The organism is Cobetia sp. AM6 (assembly GCF_009617955.1).
Lineage (GTDB): Bacteria > Pseudomonadota > Gammaproteobacteria > Pseudomonadales > Halomonadaceae > Cobetia > Cobetia amphilecti.
Genome location: NZ_AP021868.1, coordinates 2,307,369 through 2,326,435, shown reverse-complemented (window position 1 = coordinate 2,326,435; position 19,067 = coordinate 2,307,369). Strand labels below are relative to the sequence as shown.

Sequence of the window (19,067 nt, the reverse complement as noted above, 5' to 3'; positions counted from 1 at the left end):
CCATCGACACAGGCGATGTGCTATCCCGAGGTTTGCTTCCAACGTCCGTCACCTTTCGGTGGCGGACGTCTTGTCTCATGTCCTGATATGACATGGCAGAATCAGAACGATTTCAAGGAGTCCAGATGCGAGTTCTGCTCGTCGAAGATGATCCGTTGTTGGGGGAGGGGGTCAACCATACCCTGCGCCGCGAAGGCATGAGCACTGAATGGTTGAAGGAGGGCGCCAACGTTGCCGCCACGCTCAAGCATTCGCCCTTTGATGTGCTGGTGCTGGACCTTGGCCTGCCGGATCTCGACGGTCTGCAGGTCTTGAGTCACCTGCGCCGTCAGGGCCAGACGTTACCGGTATTGATCCTGACGGCACGTGATGACATCAGCGACCGGGTACGTGGTCTGGACGGCGGCGCGGACGACTATCTGGTCAAGCCGTTCGACATTGCCGAGCTGGTGGCGCGTCTGCGTGCGTTGGTCAGGCGCCATGCCGGGCAGGCCAGCGGTTGCCTGCAGCTGGGGCCGTTGCGCATTGATCAAGCTGGCCGCACTGTCACGCTCTCCGGTAGTGAGGTCGCGCTGGGACGGCGCGAGTTTGATCTGCTGGAGTTCCTGCTGCTGCACCCCAGCCGTGTCTTCAGCCGAGATCAGCTCGTCGAGCAGCTCTATGGCTGGGATGGCGATGTCGAGAGCAATGTCATCGAGGTACATGTGCACCATCTGCGCCGCAAGTTCGGCACCGGGGTGGTCAAGACCGTGCGCGGCGTGGGCTATCGGCTGGGGGAACTCACGTGAAATCCATCCGCAGTTTCCTGCGGCGCAACCTGATTGGTGGCGTCGTGATCGTGCTGGGGACGGCCGCTGCCTGGAGCTACTTCGACTCCCGCGAGCAGATTGATGAGCTGTTCGACGCTGAGCTGGCCCAGAATGCACGCATGCTGGGGCGGCTCTATCAGTCTCAATTGGCGTCGTTGACACCGGCCGCGCGTCAGGAAAAGTTGCAGCAGATGACATCGGGCCAGTTCAGCCTGCGTCCACCCTCCTTGAGCTTTGCCGATGGTCACGAGAAATCCCCGCTGGGGCATGTCTATGAAGACAAACTGATCTTCCAGATGTGGGATGCGCTGGGCCAGCCGTTGCTTGGCCTCTCTTCACCCTCTGTGGCGCTGGATTACCTGCCGGTGCCTGGCTATGGCATGCAGCATGACAATCATCATGACTGGTTCACCTTCACGCTGTATTTCCCCGAGAGTGGCATCTGGGTCACGGCGGCCCAGCGTGAAGATGTGCGCGATGAACTGACCGGCCAGATTGCGTTGCACAACGTGCTGGCGCTGGTGGTCGGGTTGCTCGTGATCGCCTTGCTGATCGGTGTGGCGGTCTCGCGGGGTTTTCGTCCCGTATTGCGCATCAGTCATCAGATCACGGCCCGTCAACCCGGGTACCTCGAGCCGCTGGATGCCAGCGAGGCACCTGACGAGATACGCGGCATGGTGGATGCCCTCAATGGGCTGCTGGTGCGCCTGGCGGACACCCTTGACAAGGAGCGGCGCTTCACGGCCAATGCGGCCCATGAATTGCGGACTCCCCTAGCGGGCATCAAGGTGCATGCCCAGAATCTGGAGGCCGATGCCAGGGATGAGGCCTCGCGGCGCTCGGCACGCATGATCGTGGATGGCGTCAATCGCATGACACGGGTAGTGGAGCAGCTGTTGACCCTGTCACGACTGGAAAGCGGGGCAGAGGCACCGCGTCGCTCCGTCGATCTCGCCCAGCTGACCAATGAGCTGGCGCGGGATCTGGGCCCCATGGCACGCCAGCGAGGCATCAAGCTGCATATCGAGGTTGAACCTGGCGCGCAGCTGGTCAGTCATGAGAACGGCCTCTACGTGCTGCTGCGCAATCTGCTCGATAATGCGCTGCGCTATACGCCAGAAGGCGGAGAGGTGCGCCTGGATATCCGCCGCGACGATGCTGGATGGCGCATGGAAGTGGCCGATACGGGCCCCGGAATCCCGCTGCGTGAACGCGAGCGCGTCTTTGAACGCTTCGTGCGTCTGGCCGGCCAGAAGACTCAAGGTTCCGGGCTGGGCCTATCCATCGTGCGCGAGCTCGCCGAACGTCTAGGCGCAGCGCTGGCGCTGAAGGAGAGCCCCTTGGGAACGCCCCAGGCCCCGGGGCTGCTGGTGCAGGTTCGCTTCCTGTCATAGCAGGTTCGCTTCTCGTCGTGAATAGCGCCTGTCGGCCGGGTTGCGTCAGCGGAGGTCAATGATTGCGTCGAATGCATCATGCGGCTGTGATGCTGGCTGGCGCTCGATAATGCCAGCGCGGAGTGCAACTCGGCGATGGTCGGGTGGTAAAGACGGCTAGATTAGCGCTATCTTCATTATATGTTGCAGAGCAGCATGACATTACCCTCTGTCAGGAGATTCGCATGAGTGAACAACAATCTTCCCCTGCCCGTGTTGCACTGGTGACCGGTACCGCCAGCGGTATCGGCGCCGCCATCATGCAAGCGATGTGCGATGCCGGGCATCAGGTGCTGGCGGTCGATTTCAGTGATGAGGGGGCAGAGGTCGCCGACAAGGCAGGGGCTGCCTTCTTCAAGGCCGACCTGACGGATGCTGAGCAGTGTCGCGCGGCGGTAGAAGAAGCCGTGTCCCGTTTCGGGCGCCTCGATATCCTGGTTAACAATGCCGGCATCCAGCATGTCGAGCGTATCAAGGACTTCCCCGAAGCCAAGTGGAATCAGATCATCGCCTTGATGCTGAGTGCGCCATTCACGCTGATCCAGGCGGCCTGGCCGTACATGGAGAAGAATGGGTACGGGCGCATCGTCAATATGGCGTCCATTCACGCCCATGTCGCGTCCCCGGGCAAGGCGGCCTACGTCAGTGCCAAGCATGGTTTGATGGGGCTGACCAGAACTGCTGCGCTAGAGGGTGGGGAAAGTGGCATCACCGCCAATGCCATCTGCCCGGCCTATGTACGCACGCCGCTGGTCGACAAGCAGATCGCCGAACAGGCCAAGCTCAATGACATGCCAGAAGATGAAGTGATCGAGAAGGTCATGCTCAAGGGAGCGGCGATCAAGCAAATGATTGACCCCTCCGAAGTGGCGGATATGGCGGTATGGCTGGCCTCCGACAAGGCAGGTTCAGTGACCGGCTCCAGCTTCAACATGGACTTGGGGTGGACGGCGCAATAACGGCTTATCATTGAGATCCGACGCATTACAGTCACTGCAGTGACTCGAAGCCCTCACCATCGAATCGCGTTTGCGAGCGAGGATGGTGAGGGCTCTTGCTTGGTCGTCTGCAAATTGTCGCCTGGGTGCAGGCCAGGGCAGCGGCGCTATCTCAGCGCTTGACCGGGCGCTTCTGCAGCTTGCGTTGCAGGGTGCGACGGTGCATTCCCAGGGCGCGGGCTGTGGAGGAAATGTTGCCATCGTGCTCGTTGAGCACCTTCTGGATGTGCTCCCAGGTCAGGCGGTTGACCGACGGCGGGTTGTCGGAAATCTCGGCGGCCGGGTCACCGCCTTCGCGGTTGAATGCGTTGAGAATCTCGTCGGCATCGGCGGGCTTGCACAGGTAGTTGACCGCGCCGAGCTTGATGGCTTCCACCGCGGTGGCGATGCTGGAATAACCGGTCAGCACCACGATACGCGTGTCAGGCAGCAGAGCGATCAGCTCGGGCAGCAGCTTGAGGCCAGAGCTCTGCTCCAGCTTCAGGTCGAGCGTGATCAGCTCCGGGCGGTGGCTGCGCGCCACGCTGAGTGCCTGGGCCTCATCGCGGGCCACTTCCACTTCATAGCCGCGACGCGTCATGGCGCGCGCGGTGACCTGGCAGAAGAATTCATCATCGTCGATGATCAGCAGTCGGGTTGCATCGCTCATCAGGGTTCTCGCTTGGGCGGTCTTTGCCGCCATCATGTCAGATGAAGGGGGAGGCGCACTTCCGTCAAGGTGCCGCCATCTTCGTGGTTGTACAGACTGACGCCGCCACCGAACCGATTGATGGTGGCATGCGTGAGGAACAGGCCGATGCCCATGCCCTTGGATTTGGTGGAGATGAAGGTCTCACCCAGTTGATCCGCCACCGCCATGGGCACACCTTCGCCATGATCGCGGATGTCGATCAGCACTTCCTGATCGCGTTGCTCCAGGGTGATCTCGATATCATCCGGGCAGGCGTCGGCGGCATTGTTGAGCAGGTTCATCAGCGCCTGCTCAAGCGTGGTGTCCACCAGCATGGAGGCCTGTTCAGCGCCGGGCGTCACCTCGACGCTATGCTGCACGTCCGGGCGCACTACCAGCCAGCGCTGCACGATTTCTTCCAGCCACTGGGCAGCATTGATGGGTTGAGGCTGCTCCATGCGGCGGCGGTCGGCCGCGGCCACCATCGCCTGCAGGCGTTGCTTGCAGGTGTCGACCTGGCTGCGCAGCAGGGCAAGATCATCCTCTAGCTGAGGGTTGTTCCTGTCCTTGGCATCCTCGCGCATCTCGCTCAACAGCACCGCCATGGTGGAGAGCGGGGTGCCCAGCTCATGCGCGGTGCCGGCGGCCTGGCTGGCCACTGCCAATACCTGCTCGCTACGCAGGGCGGCCTCACGCGTGGTGGACAGCGCCTGCTCCCGGGTGCGCAGCGCATGGGCCATCTTGTAGATGAAGTAGGTCACCAGAGACGCCGACAGGCCGAAGTTCAGCCACATGCCGATGACATGTAGGCTGATGCGTCCGCCCAGCTCATAGGTCGCCAGCTGCGGCACCGGCTCGTAGAACACCATCAGGAAGCTGTAACAGCCCATGCCGACTGCAGCAATCACCCAAGCATAGCGCCACGGGAGCGTTGCGGCCGCCATGGTCACCGGCACCAGATAATAGGGCACGAAGGGGTTGGTGGAGCCACCGGTATGGAAGAACAGCATCGTCAGGCCGGCGATATCCACCAGCAGGTGAATCAGGTTCTCGGTGTCGGTGACAGGGTGAGATTGCCCGAGGCGCCACCAGGTCGCGACATTGACCAGCCCCATCGCGATGATGATCGAGATGACGGGCAGCACGTTGAGCTGAAAGCCGATGATCTCGATCCCGAAGATGATCAGGATGAGAAAGCCGGTCCAGGTGATGCCGCGCGCGATGGTCAGACGAATGAGATTGCGGTGCGGCGTGGACAGTGGTGGCGGTAGCGGCTGATTCATGACAACTCCTGCGAGGAATGCGGCCATGATAGTGAATAAGGCGCATAAAGTGCAGCCCTGACGGACAGTTAGCGTCAAGGCGCCAAGGGATCCCCTGGGTCGCCTCCTCTGCGTCGTGACCGCTTGGTGGCGCTCTCTTCGGGATTCAATGGTTGTCAGCCTCGCTCGAAGGAGCCACTCGGCCAGGGCGTCACGCGTGTCGGTGTGATGTCGGTCAGGTGGGCCTTCCAACCCTCGACATGCGTGATTGGCTGGCGCGGATAGTGAGCCGTTGTTCTGTCGCGTCCGGCGCTGCTTGACCAGGCGAGCCAGGGCGCATGGCACTGCATGCCGGCGGGCAGTGCCGCAAGTTCAGGTATCCAGCGGCTGACGTAATGGCCGAGAGGGTCATGCTGGCGTGCCTGCTTCATCATGTTGAAGTGGCGATCCCCGCGTGGGTCACGTCCGATACCCGCCAGATAGCGCCAATTGCCCCAGTTGGAGGCGACGTCGTGATCCAGTAGCTGATGTTCGAACCAGGCCGCTCCCTGGCGCCAGTCCACGCCAAGGTCCTTGACCAGAAAGCTCGCCACGTTCTGGCGCATGCGGTTGCTCAGCCAGCCGGTAGCCGCCAGTTCGCGCATGCCGGCATCGACCCATGGCACCCCGGTCATTCCGGCCTGCCAGCGTTCAAGCGCTTGTGACCCCGGCTCATGGCCGCGCGGTTGAGCCCCGTCGTGGCTTGGGGACTCGCTCGTGAAGGTATGTCTGCCTAGCCGCCGTGCATCCCAGTGGAAATATTCGCGCCATAGCAGCTCGATGCGGATCCAGTCGCTGTCCTTGAAGGCAGCCTGCGGATGCGCGCAGTGCTCGGGGAGTGTGGTCTGAAAGCGGTGCAGTGCATCCAGTATCCGCCGCGGCGACAGACAGCCCAGTGCCAGCCACACGGAGAAGCGGGTCGAGAAATCCGCGCCGCTGAGGCGATTGCGGGTGGTCTTGTAGTGGCCGGCGGAGGCCGGGCTCAGATAATCCTGCAGGCGTTGCAAGCCGGCGGGCTCTCCGGGAGTAAAGGTGTATTCGCCGCGGGTATCGGCCTGCCAGTGGCGAGCCTCCAACAGATACCTGGCCGCGCCCTGAAAGCCACGAGGGGCGGCCTCCGGCCAGCCGGGGAGCCGGGAGGGGGCTTTTAACGGGGCAGGCATGTCGGGAAGGCTCGGGCGGGCCTTCTCCAGCTTGCGCCGAAAGGCACTGAAGCTCTCGGGGAGCGCGGTAAGCGGTTCCGGCAGCTCGTCTTCGTCCAGCAGCAAACCACTGTTCAATCGCCGCAGGCGACACTGGCTTGCCACCGCGCGTTGCTGTCGGTGTTCCACCACGCCCGTAGCGCGGCATGTGATGACGCCTCGGCAGTCATATTGCCTTGCTAGCTGCCCAATCAGTTGTGCCGCATCGCCGTGGAGGATCAGCAGGTCACTGCCCAGCGCCTGAAGTCGTGTGCGCAGCGATTCCAGACTCCCGAGCAGGGCATGTTGCCGTCCCGTGCTAAGCGGCTGCAGGCGTGGTTCCCCAGGGCTGACGCTGCCGAAGGGCTGAAAGGTCGTTTCCGCCAGAACATGCACGACCAGCAGGTGCGAGGCTCGCTCCTCGAGTGCGGCTTGCCATACCGGGTTGTCATCGAGGCGCAGATCCTCGTTCAACCATACCAGCCAGGGGTCAGTGGACGTCATCGCGCGTCTCCCGTGCCAGCTGGCGTGCGTTGCGACGACAGCGCTGACTGCAATGGCGTACGTCATCCCAACAATCCTGCCACTTCTTGCGCCATGTGAAGGGGCGCTGGCAGGTCTGACACAGCTTGCTGGGCAGGTGCGGTTTGCGATGCATGCTGGCAAGGCTCCTTAAAAACAGTACACAACCTATACCATAATTATACATCACGCGAAATGGCGGCCAGGAAACCCCCTGTCGTTCTGTGAATGAGCGTCTTGCATGCCTGGCTCAATCGCTGCCCGGCAGTTGATCCAGTTGTCGCTCCAGGGTCTGCATGGTGAGTAGCAGATCACGGTATTGGCGTGCATTGACCGCACCGAGCAGCTCATCCTCGAAACGCCGCGCTTCGGGAATCAGCTCGGCTAGCATGGCCTCACCCTCGGCGGTGAGAACCAGCAGCTGCGCACGCTGGTCCTGCTCGCTCGGACGACGCAGGATAAGTTCACGGTTCTCCAGTGATTTGACGGCGCGCGAGACGCGTACCTTGTCCATGTGGGTGCGCAGACTGATTTCCCGAGCGGTCATCGGTACGCCACGGCTCAACCAGGCCAGCAGACGCCACTCGGCGACATTGATGGCGAAGCGCTCGCCATAGCGGGCGAACATCGCCTCACTGGTACGCTCGGCCAGTCGGTTGAGGCGATAGGGCAAAAACTGGTCAAGATCCAGCTCGCAGCGGGGCGTGTCCTGGGAGGCATCCCCATCAAGGGCATCGCGCGCTTCGGGAGTGTCATCAGTGCGTTGCATCGAGAGTTACCTGTCTCGGTGAGAGGGCTGACTTGCGTTGTCGCATCAGAGCATTGCGGCCAGATCAGGTTGCCAATGTTACCACTTTCGATGTTGGGCAAGACAAAAGTCGGCCACTTTGGCGATTGCCAAGGTATGGATCTGGCTATATGGTTTCATATGTTACTATTTGGGGCGGTGGCGGCATGTCGTGCCATAGATGCCCCGGGTCATCAGGAGCCGCGAGCCCACAAGGAGATGAATCGTCATGCGCGAGCGCAATGCTGAGTGTCGTTATCACGCCGGTTTTCGCAATCATGTCTCCAGCGAGGCGTTGCCTGGTGCCTTGCCGCAGGGCCAGAACTCCCCCCAGCGTTGCCCCTACGGCCTTTACGCGGAGCAGTTGAGCGGCTCGGCCTTCACCGCGCCGCGTAGCCACAACCTGCGCAGCTGGCTTTACCGCATTCGGCCCTCGGTGGTGCAGGGCACCTATCAGCCCATGGAGATGCCGCAGGTCGCCACCGCACCGCTGGCCGAGGGAATGCCGGATCCCAACCCGATGCGCTGGGACCCCATCGCGTTCTGCGCTGGCGATTTTCTGGAAGGTCTGATCACGTTGGCGGTCAATGGGGATGCCCAGGCGCAGCAGGGTTGTGCCACGCATCTCTACGCCTTCACTCGCGGCATGCAGCAGCGCTTTTTCTACAATGCTGACGGCGAATTGCTGATCGTGCCGCAGCAGGGTGCCATCGAGGTTCGCAGCGAGCTGGGCCTGCTGGAAGTCGCCAGCGGCGAGATCGTCGTGATCCCGCGTGGTATCAAGTTCCAGCTCAATCCGCTGGCGGGGCACGCGGAAGGCTGTCGTGGTTATGTGGCCGAGAACTACGGCGCGCCTCTCGAGCTGCCCTCGCTGGGGCCCATCGGTAGCAATGGACTGGCCAATCCACGTGACTTCCTCGCGCCATCGGCACGTTTCGAGGACGAAGCCGGTGACTTCACGCTGGTGGCAAAGTTCGGCGGGCGTTTCTGGCGCGCGAGTCTGGATCATTCACCGCTGGATGTCGTGGCCTGGCACGGCAATTACGCGCCCTACAAATATGATCTGGCGACCTTCAATACGATCAATACGGTCAGCTTCGATCATCCTGATCCCTCTATCTTCACCGTGCTGACCTCACCGTCGGACACTGCCGGGGTCGCCAATCTCGACTTCGTGATCTTTCCGCCACGCTGGATGGTCGCCGAGAACACCTTCCGGCCGCCGTACTTCCATCGCAACCTGATGAGCGAGTTGATGGGGCTTATCCATGGTGAGTACGACGCCAAACGCGAAGGCTTCCGTCCTGGAGGCGCGAGTCTGCACAACGCCATGACCCCGCATGGCCCTGACGCTGCCACCTTCGAGGCCGCCAGTCGGGCGGAACTTGCCCCCCGCTATCAGGGAAATACGCTCGCCTTCATGTTCGAGAGTCGCTATCTGTTCCAGCCCACCCCGCAGGCCCTGTCGTCGAGCGCTCGTCAGCGCGACTATGGCTCGGTCTGGCAGGGACTCGCGTCTCACTTCACGTCCCACACCACTCCTCAATCCACCTCTTGATTCACTCCTCAATCCACCCTGCATCAGCGATGACCTTTGACTTTTCATCGTCATCCGACCCCAGGCAATTCCTGCATTCTTGCTCACGTTGCTCTTCAAGGAGGCACCCATGAAATTCGCTACCTGCCAGGATGGTTCCCGCGATGGAACACTGCTGCTGGTCTCCCGTGACCTGACCCGCGCCGTCAAGGTCGCGGATGTCGCCACGACGCTGCAGGCGCTGCTGGAAGACTGGACGTCGCTGGCGCCCAGGCTCGAGCAACGCTACGTGGCGCTAAATGATGGCACGCTGGCGGACGCTTTTGCGCTGGAAAGTCAGGCGCTGCATTCCCCGCTGCCGCGCAGTTACCAGTGGGCAGACGGCTCGGCGTATCTGAATCATGTGCAGCTGGTGCGTCAGGCGCGTGGCGCCGAGATGCCCGAGACCTTCTGGCACGACCCACTGATGTATCAGGGCGGCAGCGACAGCTTCCTGGCCCCCAGCGCCGATATCGTATGTGTCAGTGAGGAGCATGGCATCGATTTCGAAGGCGAGATCGCCGTCATCACCGATGATGTGCCGATGCATGTCAGTCCGGAGCAGGCCGAGGACCATATTCGCCTGTTGATGCTGGTCAATGACGTCAGTCTGCGTGGACTGATCCCCGGCGAGCTGGCCAAGGGCTTCGGCTTCTTCCAGTCCAAGCCGTCGTCAAGCTTCTCGCCCATCGCCGTGACGCCGGACGAGCTGGGGGAGGCCTGGCAGCAGGGGCGCGTGCATCTGCCGCTGAGCGTGCATCTCAATGGTGAGAAGTTCGGTGAGCCAGAGTCCGGGCCAGACATGATCTTCAGCTTCCCGCAGCTGGTGGCGCATGCCGCGAAGACCCGCCCACTGGGCGCCGGCGCGATCATCGGTTCAGGCACCGTGTCCAATCCCGGCAAGGATGGCGGCCCCGGCAAGCCGATCAGTGAAGGGGGTGTGGGCTACAGCTGTCTGGCAGAAGTGCGCATGGTCGAGAAGATCCTGTTCGATGAGATTCGCACTCCCTTCATGCGTTTCGGTGATCGCATCCGCATCGAGATGTTCGATCGCGATGGCCAGAGCATCTTCGGCGCCATTGATCAGCAGGTGACGCAGTTGGACGCCTGAGGGCGGCCTCGTCAGGCAGAGCTTCTCAGAGACACGTCTCGGGAAGACGTCGTGCGCCGGTAAGCCTCAAGCCAACTGGGCGCGAGACAGTGCGAAGGGGCGGCCGGCATCCAACTGCGTCACAGGGGAATGCAGCATGAGTTCAATGAGTCTGTATGGCTATTACCGTTCATCTACCAGCTATCGGGTAAGAATCGCGCTGGCGCTCAAGGGGATTGAGGTCGCTCAGGTGCCGGTCAATCTGCTCAAGGGCGAACAGCGCAGCGAGGACTATCTGGCCATCAATCCCCAGGGACTGGTGCCGACCCTGATAGTGGGAGATACCCCAACATCTGTGGCCCTGAGCCAGTCGATCGCGATCCTAGAATATCTGGAGGAGCGCTGGCCCACCCCGGCGCTGTTGCCCTCCGCGCCTGAAGCGCGTGCGAAGGTGCGCTCACTGTGTCAGTTCATGGCTTGTGAGATGCATCCGCTCAACAATCCGCGCGTGCTCAATTATCTGACCGATCGGCTTGAGGTCACCCAGCAGCAGCGCCTTGAGTGGTATCGACATTGGGTCGCCGAGGGCTTCGCGCGTCTGGAAGTGATGCTGGCGGAAAGTGCAGGGCGTTTCTGCCATGGCGATAGCCCGGGCATGGCGGATGCCTGCCTGATGCCTCAGCTCTACAATGCGCGGCGCTTCGAGTGTGAACTTATGGACTACCCAAGGATTCTGGCCATCGAGGCGGCCTGTCAGTCACTGGAAGCCTTCCGGCAGGCTCACCCCGAGCGTCAGCCAGATTGTCCGGCCCCTTGAGCCTGGTGTTATCCAGACACGAAAGCGCCCCGTCGGTACCGACGGGGCGCTTTCGTGTTGCTGGCAGTCATGGGTCAGCGACGTCGTGCTTCAACCACAGCGCTTGCTGGAGCAGCAACTGCTGGCGTGAGATTGCTCAAGCACTACCGCAGCCGTCGGCGGGGTGCAACAGCTGCTGGTGTTGGAAGCGTCCTGGTCGTCAGGTATCTGATCGTTCTCGGCCTCTCTGGCCTCGCGCAGTTCTTCACGCGCATCGCGAATCACCTGCCAGGCGGACTGCAGGAAGAGTGCGGCAATCGCCGCCCCCAGCAGCACGTCCGGCCAGCGGGAGCCTGTCCAGCCCACCAGTATCGCGGCCCCGAAGACCGAGGCATTGGCGATGATGTCATTGCGTGAGCACAGCCAGGTGGAGCGCATGTTGAGATCATCCGACTTGAAGCGCCACAGCAGGCCGAAGCAGATGAGGTTTACGACCAGTGCCAGCAGGGCGAAGACGCCCATGCCGTGGGCGGCCGGTGCCACTCCATTGAGGGCTTGGTAGCCTGCTTCGCCAAAAACGATCAGGCCTAGCGACAGCATCACGATGCCCTTGATCAGCGCACTCATTGCGCGTTCACGCACACTGCGGTGCAGGACATAGAGAGTCAGGGCGTAAACGCTGGCATCGCCGAACATGTCGAGGGAATCCCCCAGCAGCGCGGTGGAACCCAGCCACCAGGCCGCGGTGAATTCGACGAAGAACATGCTGGCATTCAGCGCCAACAGAATCTTCAGGACCTTGCCCTGTGAGGCTCTGAGCTCTGCCAGCTCGCCGGATTTACTTTCGCAACAGCTTTTCATGGGTCTTGGCCTCCTGTCGTGTTGATGACAGCATGGAGGTTATAGTCACTATAAGGTCAAGTAGGCTGATGAAACGGTTGATGCATCGACATGCAACACATGGCGAGAGGAGAAGTCATCGATGACCGCAAGAGATTTCGCACGGAGAGGGGAATCGTTCACGTCATCGCACGGCGAGGTGACGATGGGCATCGGCCAACTGGCCAAGGCGTCTGATGTCCAGGCGGTGACGATCCGCTACTACGAGAAGCAGGGGCTGTTGGCCCCGATGCGACGCGCGTCCAATGGCTATCGTGAGTATGGCAATGCACAGCTTAGGCGTCTGACCTTCATCCGCCGTTGTCGGAGGCTGGGGTTTTCGCTGGATGACATCCGCGCCTTGCTGGGCCTGGCGGACCAGCAGTCCTTGCCGTGCGATCAGATAGACGCGCGCATCGAGGCGCAGCTGATCGAGGTGCGCAAGCGTCAGCGCGACCTCGCCGTCATGGAGGAAGAGTTGCAGCGCCTGACGCACTGCTGTGCCGGCGGGGTGATGGCACAGTGCCATATCATTGAGACACTGTCTGAGGTCGAGGAGTAAGGCCTTGGCATTTTCGCGCGCGTAGGGATGATCGAAGGCGTGTAGATCACGCTCGCCTCTGTTGCCGCGCCGCGCCAGCCGCTACAATGCGCGCCATTCGTCTTGTTCTGCTATTCACCCAACAGTGCGCGCGGCGTGCCTCACGTCGGGCCGGATGCCTTTCAGCTCATGTCAGATTCCCAGATTGCCAAGGCGGCGGATGTGCGCCGTACATTCGCCATCATCTCTCACCCGGATGCCGGTAAGACCACCATCACCGAGAAGCTGCTGCTGTTCGGGAATGCCATCCAGATGGCCGGCTCGGTCAAGAGCAAGCGGGCCGATCGCCACGCGACCTCCGACTGGATGAAGATGGAGCAGGAGCGTGGTATCTCCGTGACCACCTCCGTGATGCAGTTCCCCTACAAGGACCGCATGGTCAATCTGCTGGATACCCCCGGGCACGAGGACTTCTCCGAAGATACCTACCGGACGCTGACTGCCGTCGACTCGGCGCTGATGGTCATCGATGGCGCCAAGGGTGTCGAGGACCGCACCATCAAGCTGATGGAAGTCTGCCGCCTGCGCACCACGCCGATTCTGACCTTCGTCAACAAGATGGACCGCGAGACGCGTGATCCCATCGAGGTGATGGATGAAGTCGAGACGGTACTCAACATCCAGTGCGCGCCGATGACCTGGCCGATCGGCGTCGGCAAGGGCTTCAAGGGCGTCTATCATCTGCTCAATGACGAGATCCATCTCTACAAGCAGGGCCAGGGCAACCGCATTCCCGACGACGTGCGCATCAAGGGCCTCGACAGCCCCGAAGCCATCGAAGTGCTGGGCGAGGACCTGATCGAAGAGCTGAGCATGGAGGTCGAGCTGGTGCGCGGCGCCTCTCACGAGTTCGATCTCGAGGCCTATCGTCGCGGTGAGCTGACGCCGGTCTACTTCGGTACTGCCATGGGCAACTTCGGCGTGCGCGAGATGCTCGACGGCTTCGTCGAATATGCCCCGCCCCCCCAGCCGCGCGATACCGATACCCGCGAAGTCACGGCCCACGATGAGCGCTTCACCGGTTTCGTTTTCAAGATCCAGGCCAATATGGACCCGAAGCACCGTGACCGTGTCGCCTTCCTGCGTGTCTGCTCCGGCAAGTACGAGAAGAACATGAAGATGCGCCATGTGCGCATCAACAAGGACGTCAAGATTCCCGACGCCTTGACCTTCATGGCGGCGGACCGCTCCCACGTGGAAGAAGCCTGGCCGGGCGATATCATCGGCCTGCACAACCACGGCACCATCCAGATCGGTGATACCTTCACCATCGGCGAGGACATGCGCTTCACTGGCATTCCGCACTTCGCGCCGGAACTTTTCAAGCGCGTGCGCCTTAAGGACCCGCTGAAGATGAAGGCGCTGCAGAAGGGCCTGCAGCAGCTCTCCGAAGAGGGCGCGACCCAGGTCTTCCAGCCGTTCGACAACAACGACCTGATCGTCGGTGCCGTCGGTACGCTGCAGTTTGACGTGGTCGCTCACCGCCTGAAGGAAGAGTACAAGGTCGAGTGCATCTATGAGGCGATCAACGTGCAGACCGCACGCTGGATCTACTGCGATGACACCAAGATGCTGGAAGACTTCAAACGCAAGGCCAGTGCCAACCTGGCTTACGACGGCGGCGGCTGGCTGACCTACATCGCGCCGACCCGCGTCAACCTGCAGCTGACCCAGGAACGCTGGCCGGACATCACCTTCCGTGCGACCCGTGAGCACTGAGACAGTTGCCACAGCGACGCTGCGATAGCGAGACTGTCGATCACGTCATGAAGAACGCCACCCCGAGGGGTGGCGTTTTTTGTGTCCAGATATGCGTGTAACCCTACGTTTACACAGCCAACCCATGGCGCGGCATCAGCACGGCATAATGTTTGGGTCATGTTGTCTTGCTGGCATCCGTGTGATGAAGCTTGCTGGGGCGAAGGTCGGTAGGGCGCAGACAATGACAACAACAATGGCGTGGAATGTGTCTCAGTGCGGGCCATGCATGATGCGTGGCAATTCACCGGATGGTTAGCGAGTGACAGGAGATGACAGATGTCCGGATTCATGCAGGAATTTCGTGATTTTGCCGTCAAGGGTAACGTCGTCGACATGGCCGTCGGCATCATCATCGGCGGGGCATTCACACTGATCGTCAAGAGTCTGGTGGGGGACATGCTCAACCCGCTGATGGGGCTGCTGATCGGGGGGGTAGATTTCTCGAATTTCTTCATCGTGCTCAAGGAAGGCGCTCAGGCTGCCCCCTATGCCAGCCTGGATGCCGCGAAGGAAGCGGGAGCCGTGACGCTGAATTATGGCTTGTTCATCAATGCCATCATCAGTTTTGCGCTGGTGGCGCTGGCGGTCTTCGTGTTGATCCGCCAGATCAACAAGCTCAAGAAGGAAGCCGAGGAAGCGCCCGAAGAGGTCACCGACAAGGATTGCCCGTATTGCCTTTCCAGGGTGCCGCTGGCGGCGACCCGTTGTGGTCATTGCACCTCCGAACTGGCGCCGGCAGCGCCGGTGGAGGCGGCCTAGGCCATCTGCGCCAGTCACGACCACTAACAAGCAATATCGACACTTGTCCACAAGGGACCGGTCACCAGGCCGGTCCCTTCGTTTGTCTGACACACGCTGATATAGCACGATGGCTGTACGACCATCCCTGGGAGATTCCATGCTGATCGACAGCCATTGCCATCTGGATTTCGCTGACTTCACGCCGGATCGTGAGGCGGTCATCGCGCGTGCCGAGCAGGAAGACGTCTCGGCCTTCGTGGTGCCCGCCACCACGGTGGCAAGCTTCCCGGCAGTGCTGGCGCTGGCGGGTTCATCGGCGCGTATGTTCGGTGCCCTGGGGTTGCATCCCTATTTTCTGTCCGAGCATGGCGATGACGCGCTGGCGTCGCTTCATCAGGCTCTCGACCAGCATGCTGGTAAGATCGTCGCGTTGGGAGAATGTGGCTTCGATACGCGATTGGCCGATCATGACGCCCAATGGCAGCTGTTCGAGTCCCAGCTGAGCATGGCACGCGAATTCTCCTTGCCTGTCATCGTGCACTGCGTGCGCGCCAACGACGAAGTGGCCAAGCGCCTCAAGCAGGCACGACTCACCCGTGGCGGCATCATCCATGCCTTCGCGGGCAGTCAGGTGCAGGCACAGCGCTTTCTCGAGCTTGGCTTTGTGCTGGGGCTGGGCGGCAGCGTGACCTACCCGCGTGCCAACAAGCTGCGCGGAGTGGTGGCGTCACTGCCCGACGATGGCTTCGTGCTGGAAACCGATAGCCCCGACATGCCGCTGTGCGGGTTTCAGGGCCAGCGCAATGAGCCATCGCGAGTGGCGAAGGTCGCGGACGTGGTGGCGGAGCTCCGCTCGAGCAGTCGCCACGATATCGCGTTATCCACCACGACGAATGTGCAGCGTATTCTTCAACTGAACGTCTGATCTAGACTGACCTCAAAGGCCAGGCGACAGCCTGCCGACCCGGTTCAGGAGGTCGCCTCATCATCGGTAAATCAATGTCAGATTCTTCAGCACCGCGTTCCTCCTCTCGTGTGTCGTCACATGAGTCTTCTGCTGTCTTCGCGCATGCCTTCATGCCTGCTGGCCCCCGCTATCGGATGTACCTGCTGCCGCTGCTGTTGCTGGCGGCACTGCTGGCCACCGCCTGGTTGACGGCCAGCCAGATCACCCAATCCCGTGAGGCGGATCGTGAATCCGACAGGCAGCGGCTGGCCTTGTGGATCAAGAGTGAACAGCGCCTGCTCGCAGGACAGTTGCAGGAGAACGGCTACTGGGAAGAAGCCGTGACCAGGTTTCTGCGCAAGCCCGAGCTCGACACGACCTGGCTCGAGTACATGTATGGCCCCGAGTTCGCCATCAATACCGGCATACATCTGATCTCTGCGGTGCGGGGCGATGGGCAGGTGGCAGCCTGGGTGCAGCACAACGCCGGGTCGCCGGGGGCCGACTGGCTGGGCAAGCAGCCGGTGAGCTGGCGACGTGCGCTCGCCCCCGTCATGCAGGCTGCCCGCCAGTCATCGACACAATCCCAGCTGGCCTGGTTGATCGTCGATAACCAGCCATGGCTGATCGGCATGCAGGGGCTCTACGAGGATGAGGAGGCCTTGCCACCGCGAGACGAGCAGGGGCTGTTGATTTTGGGCATGCCGCTCACGACAGACCTGCTGGACGAGCAGGCGGCCGTACTGGGCTTGAAGGGTCTGAAGGTCGTCAGCAACGCCATGCCACAGCCCATCGCGACGCAGCAGATCTGCGTGGCTTTGCCGGCATCCGGCCGTGCCGATCGCTACCACCATGCCAAGGCCTGCTGGCAGGATGAGAATCGCGTCGCTCAGCTTGTGTATGAGATGGGCGCTCCGCTGGCGGTGCTGCTGTTGATCATTGTGCTGGCGGGCATGGGCACCATTGGCATGTTGGTGCGCGACAGTCGGCGCCGCAGGGCGTGTCGGGCCTATGGCGCCTATCTCGAGCATCAAAACCAGCGCCACAACACTCTCAACCAGCAATTTCTGAGCGTCCCCTACGAAACCCACGCGCCGCAGAATGCGCGTGCGTCTCTCACCCGATACCTGCAGCGCGTGCGCGAGATGCTGGGGGCGGAGATCATCATCTATCGGCGTGAGGTGGGAAATCCCAATGCCGGCTACCTGATTCTGCAGAGTCACGATGAGCGTGAGTGGTTGAGTGAAGCATCGTTGCGGCGTGATCCTCTATTGCGCCTGCCGGTAGGGCGCGTGTGCGTGTCACCCGGTGATGGCTCGCGGCGCGATGGCGATGGGAGCGTCGAGAAGAATGCCGATGAGCCGAATGACCGCGCGCTGCTGCTGTGTCAGCGACTGGGCGCCAGTCAGCTGATGGGCTATTCGGTCTCGCCGCATCCCGGGCGCAGCGAGTTGCTGCTGGTGGCCAGTCGTGGCCATCGACTCAACGCCACCGAGATGATGCCGTTGCTGGACATGACTCTCGATACGCTGGTGGTACGAGGATTGGAGCAGGAACGCGTGCTGCTCCAGCACCAGTTGCTCGAGGAGCGCGAGACGGATCTCGATACCGGCCTGCTCAGCCGTGAAGGCATGCTGCGCCTGATCAAGGTGCGGATTGATCAGCTGGGTGAGGTCGCGCCGATGGAAGGCTTCGTGCTGATGGCGCTGCGGATTGGCGGTTTGCAGGTGCTCTATGATCATGCCGGCGCCGAGCCGGGCAATCACCAGCTGGAGCAGGTCAAGAAGCGTATCGCTCCCTTGCTGGGGAATTCGGGCGATGTGGCGCGCCTCGAGACCGACAGGCTGCTGATCATGGTCCAGCGCCGGCTGCTGGAAGCGACGCGTGGCGGTATCAGTGGCTGGCTGGACAACCTGCTGAATGCCGTGCGCGACAAGGTCACGCTCAATGATGAGGTGATCTATCTGCAGCCGAGTCTGGGCATCACGCGCTACCCCGAGGATGGCCACCAGGTGGATGCGCTGGTCTATCGCGCCGAGCGTGCCTTGCACGATACCCAGCAGTGCCAACGTGAGTGGCACTTCTTCGATGAGGAGGCGGAGCGTGAGTTGCGTCGCCTCAAGCAGCTGGAGGCCGAGTTCACCGTCGCGCTGCGTGAGAATCAGCTCAGGCTCTTCGTGCAGCCGATCGTCGATGGGCGTAGCGGCCGCTTGCAGCTGTCGGAGGCGTTGATTCGCTGGCAGCACCCCGAACATGGCTTGATGGGCTCGGCGGATTTCATGGCGATCGTCGAGTCCGCACGCCTGGATGTCGCGCTGGGGCGCTGGGTGCTCAAGGAAAGCATCGCGACCTTGATGCGCGTCCACGAAAGCGGCCATGAGTTGCATCTGAGCGTCAACGTGACCGTGCGCCACATGATGGACAAGCGCTTCCTGTCAGACCTGGAAATGTTGTTCCGGCATCCGGAGCTGTGTGAGCGCCTGACGCTTGAGCTGGTCGAGAGCCAGCTGCCGGATGACATCCAGGCACTCGCCGTGCTGTTCCAGACCATCCGGGCTCACGGCGTGGCATTGGCATTGGATGACTTCGGCACCGGCTACTCCTCGTTGTCACAGCTTCAGCGGTTGCCGTTCGACAAGCTCAAGATCGATCGACAGTTCGTGACGGCGCTGGGCTCCAGCAAGGGGCAGGCCATGATCGAAGCGATGCTGGGGCTGGCGGAGGCCTTCCATCTTGCGGTGGTGGCCGAGGGCATCGAGACGCCAGAGCAGCGAGCCGAATTGCTCGCGCATGGTTGCTCGCTGCATCAGGGCTATCTCTATGCACGACCGATGCCGGTGCAGGAGCTGATCGAGCACCTGATCGCAGGGGATGGCTGGCTGCCGGAAGGGCTGTGAGCCCCGGTAGGTGCATCAGGTCTGCAATCCGTGAAAGACGAAAGCCCCGCACGTTGGCACGTGTGGGGCTTTCTTGTGG

The 19,067-nt window shown here is 61.7% G+C and carries 17 protein-coding genes; 11 read left to right on the top strand and 6 right to left on the bottom strand.

Annotated features, from left to right (window positions below):
• The first annotated feature begins 125 nt into the window (after nt 1-125).
• From CLAM6_RS09885 to CLAM6_RS09875, 3 genes are all read left to right on the top strand, one after another.
• Nucleotides 126-788 carry a response regulator gene (locus tag CLAM6_RS09885; protein ID WP_107334631.1) on the top strand — a complete coding sequence of 221 codons (663 nt, stop codon included), beginning with the start codon at nt 126-128 and terminating at the stop codon, nt 786-788.
• Nucleotides 785-2,203 carry a sensor histidine kinase gene (locus tag CLAM6_RS09880; protein WP_153635937.1) on the top strand — a complete coding sequence of 473 codons (1,419 nt, stop codon included), beginning with the start codon at nt 785-787 and terminating at the stop codon, nt 2,201-2,203. Before CLAM6_RS09885 ends, CLAM6_RS09880 begins: the two co-directional genes overlap by 4 nt.
• Before the next feature lie 224 nt (nt 2,204-2,427).
• Nucleotides 2,428-3,201 (top strand): 3-hydroxybutyrate dehydrogenase, encoded by a 774-nt coding sequence (locus CLAM6_RS09875; RefSeq protein WP_153635936.1) that lies wholly within the window; start codon nt 2,428-2,430, stop codon nt 3,199-3,201.
• 151 nt (nt 3,202-3,352) lie between these two features.
• Here CLAM6_RS09875 and CLAM6_RS09870 read toward each other — a convergent pair whose 3' ends face one another.
• From CLAM6_RS09870 to CLAM6_RS09850, 5 genes are all read right to left on the bottom strand, one after another.
• Nucleotides 3,353-3,889 (bottom strand): response regulator transcription factor, encoded by a 537-nt coding sequence (locus CLAM6_RS09870; protein WP_043336058.1) that lies wholly within the window; start codon nt 3,887-3,889, stop codon nt 3,353-3,355.
• A 32-nt stretch (nt 3,890-3,921) separates the two neighbouring features.
• Nucleotides 3,922-5,193: an ATP-binding protein gene (locus CLAM6_RS09865; RefSeq protein WP_153635935.1), complete on the bottom strand. Its 1,272-nt coding sequence runs from the start codon at nt 5,191-5,193 to the stop codon at nt 3,922-3,924.
• A gap of 155 nt (nt 5,194-5,348) precedes the next feature.
• The gene (locus CLAM6_RS09860) at nt 5,349-6,896 is read right to left on the bottom strand and encodes a DASH family cryptochrome (RefSeq protein ID WP_172978680.1); all 1,548 of its coding nucleotides are present in this window, start codon (nt 6,894-6,896) and stop codon (nt 5,349-5,351) included.
• Complete coding sequence (locus CLAM6_RS09855; RefSeq protein ID WP_153635933.1) at nt 6,883-7,050, bottom strand: DUF2256 domain-containing protein; 168 nt, start codon at nt 7,048-7,050, stop codon at nt 6,883-6,885. Before CLAM6_RS09855 ends, CLAM6_RS09860 begins: the two co-directional genes overlap by 14 nt.
• 114 nt (nt 7,051-7,164) lie before the next feature.
• On the bottom strand, nt 7,165-7,683 hold the full coding sequence (locus CLAM6_RS09850) for a MarR family winged helix-turn-helix transcriptional regulator (RefSeq protein ID WP_153635932.1): 519 nt from the start codon (nt 7,681-7,683) through the stop codon (nt 7,165-7,167).
• Between the two features lie 247 nt (nt 7,684-7,930).
• On the opposite strand from CLAM6_RS09850, the gene hmgA reads away from it, so the two are divergent.
• The 3 genes from hmgA (at nt 7,931) to maiA (ending at nt 11,184) form a co-directional block, all read left to right on the top strand.
• Nucleotides 7,931-9,259 carry a homogentisate 1,2-dioxygenase gene (gene hmgA / locus CLAM6_RS09845; RefSeq protein WP_153635931.1) on the top strand — a complete coding sequence of 443 codons (1,329 nt, stop codon included), beginning with the start codon at nt 7,931-7,933 and terminating at the stop codon, nt 9,257-9,259.
• 109 nt (nt 9,260-9,368) lie between these two features.
• Nucleotides 9,369-10,388, top strand: a complete 1,020-nt coding sequence (locus tag CLAM6_RS09840; protein WP_153635930.1) for a fumarylacetoacetate hydrolase family protein — start codon at nt 9,369-9,371, stop codon at nt 10,386-10,388.
• A 145-nt stretch (nt 10,389-10,533) separates the two neighbouring features.
• On the top strand, nt 10,534-11,184 hold the full coding sequence (gene maiA / locus CLAM6_RS09835; RefSeq protein ID WP_153636888.1) for a maleylacetoacetate isomerase: 651 nt from the start codon (nt 10,534-10,536) through the stop codon (nt 11,182-11,184).
• Nucleotides 11,185-11,274: 90 nt separating this feature from the next.
• On the opposite strand, the gene CLAM6_RS09830 is transcribed toward maiA, so the two are convergent.
• The gene (locus CLAM6_RS09830) at nt 11,275-12,024 is read right to left on the bottom strand and encodes a cation transporter (protein WP_153635929.1); all 750 of its coding nucleotides are present in this window, start codon (nt 12,022-12,024) and stop codon (nt 11,275-11,277) included.
• Between the two features lie 121 nt (nt 12,025-12,145).
• On the opposite strand from CLAM6_RS09830, the gene CLAM6_RS09825 reads away from it, so the two are divergent.
• The 5 genes from CLAM6_RS09825 (at nt 12,146) to CLAM6_RS09805 (ending at nt 18,988) form a co-directional block, all read left to right on the top strand.
• Nucleotides 12,146-12,604: a MerR family transcriptional regulator gene (locus CLAM6_RS09825; RefSeq protein WP_225346720.1), complete on the top strand. Its 459-nt coding sequence runs from the start codon at nt 12,146-12,148 to the stop codon at nt 12,602-12,604.
• A gap of 168 nt (nt 12,605-12,772) precedes the next feature.
• Nucleotides 12,773-14,362: a peptide chain release factor 3 gene (locus tag CLAM6_RS09820; RefSeq protein ID WP_153635928.1), complete on the top strand. Its 1,590-nt coding sequence runs from the start codon at nt 12,773-12,775 to the stop codon at nt 14,360-14,362.
• A 318-nt stretch (nt 14,363-14,680) separates the two neighbouring features.
• Complete coding sequence (gene mscL / locus CLAM6_RS09815; RefSeq protein ID WP_153635927.1) at nt 14,681-15,163, top strand: large conductance mechanosensitive channel protein MscL; 483 nt, start codon at nt 14,681-14,683, stop codon at nt 15,161-15,163.
• A 139-nt stretch (nt 15,164-15,302) separates the two neighbouring features.
• Nucleotides 15,303-16,070 carry a TatD family hydrolase gene (locus tag CLAM6_RS09810; protein ID WP_153635926.1) on the top strand — a complete coding sequence of 256 codons (768 nt, stop codon included), beginning with the start codon at nt 15,303-15,305 and terminating at the stop codon, nt 16,068-16,070.
• Nucleotides 16,071-16,222: 152 nt separating this feature from the next.
• Nucleotides 16,223-18,988, top strand: coding sequence for an EAL domain-containing protein (locus CLAM6_RS09805; RefSeq protein WP_172978679.1), 2,766 nt, complete (start codon nt 16,223-16,225; stop codon nt 18,986-18,988).
• Nucleotides 18,989-19,067 lie beyond the last annotated feature (79 nt).

What these genes read in the sequence shown, in the direction of transcription:
- CLAM6_RS09875 (WP_153635936.1), top strand. Translation starts at nt 2,428, where the DNA reads ATGAGTGAACAACAATCTTCCCCTGCCCGTGTTGCACTGGTGACCGGT.
- CLAM6_RS09825 (WP_225346720.1), top strand. Translation starts at nt 12,146, where the DNA reads ATGACCGCAAGAGATTTCGCACGGAGAGGGGAATCGTTCACGTCATCG.
- CLAM6_RS09850 (WP_153635932.1), bottom strand. Translation starts at nt 7,683, where the DNA reads ATGCAACGCACTGATGACACTCCCGAAGCGCGCGATGCCCTTGATGGG.
- maiA (WP_153636888.1), top strand. Translation starts at nt 10,534, where the DNA reads ATGAGTCTGTATGGCTATTACCGTTCATCTACCAGCTATCGGGTAAGA.
- CLAM6_RS09840 (WP_153635930.1), top strand. Translation starts at nt 9,369, where the DNA reads ATGAAATTCGCTACCTGCCAGGATGGTTCCCGCGATGGAACACTGCTG.
- hmgA (WP_153635931.1), top strand. Translation starts at nt 7,931, where the DNA reads ATGCGCGAGCGCAATGCTGAGTGTCGTTATCACGCCGGTTTTCGCAAT.
- CLAM6_RS09860 (WP_172978680.1), bottom strand. Translation starts at nt 6,896, where the DNA reads ATGACGTCCACTGACCCCTGGCTGGTATGGTTGAACGAGGATCTGCGC.
- CLAM6_RS09885 (WP_107334631.1), top strand. Translation starts at nt 126, where the DNA reads ATGCGAGTTCTGCTCGTCGAAGATGATCCGTTGTTGGGGGAGGGGGTC.
- CLAM6_RS09870 (WP_043336058.1), bottom strand. Translation starts at nt 3,889, where the DNA reads ATGAGCGATGCAACCCGACTGCTGATCATCGACGATGATGAATTCTTC.
- CLAM6_RS09810 (WP_153635926.1), top strand. Translation starts at nt 15,303, where the DNA reads ATGCTGATCGACAGCCATTGCCATCTGGATTTCGCTGACTTCACGCCG.
- CLAM6_RS09865 (WP_153635935.1), bottom strand. Translation starts at nt 5,193, where the DNA reads ATGAATCAGCCGCTACCGCCACCACTGTCCACGCCGCACCGCAATCTC.
- CLAM6_RS09805 (WP_172978679.1), top strand. Translation starts at nt 16,223, where the DNA reads ATGCCTGCTGGCCCCCGCTATCGGATGTACCTGCTGCCGCTGCTGTTG.
- CLAM6_RS09830 (WP_153635929.1), bottom strand. Translation starts at nt 12,024, where the DNA reads ATGAAAAGCTGTTGCGAAAGTAAATCCGGCGAGCTGGCAGAGCTCAGA.
- mscL (WP_153635927.1), top strand. Translation starts at nt 14,681, where the DNA reads ATGTCCGGATTCATGCAGGAATTTCGTGATTTTGCCGTCAAGGGTAAC.
- CLAM6_RS09855 (WP_153635933.1), bottom strand. Translation starts at nt 7,050, where the DNA reads ATGCATCGCAAACCGCACCTGCCCAGCAAGCTGTGTCAGACCTGCCAG.
- CLAM6_RS09820 (WP_153635928.1), top strand. Translation starts at nt 12,773, where the DNA reads ATGTCAGATTCCCAGATTGCCAAGGCGGCGGATGTGCGCCGTACATTC.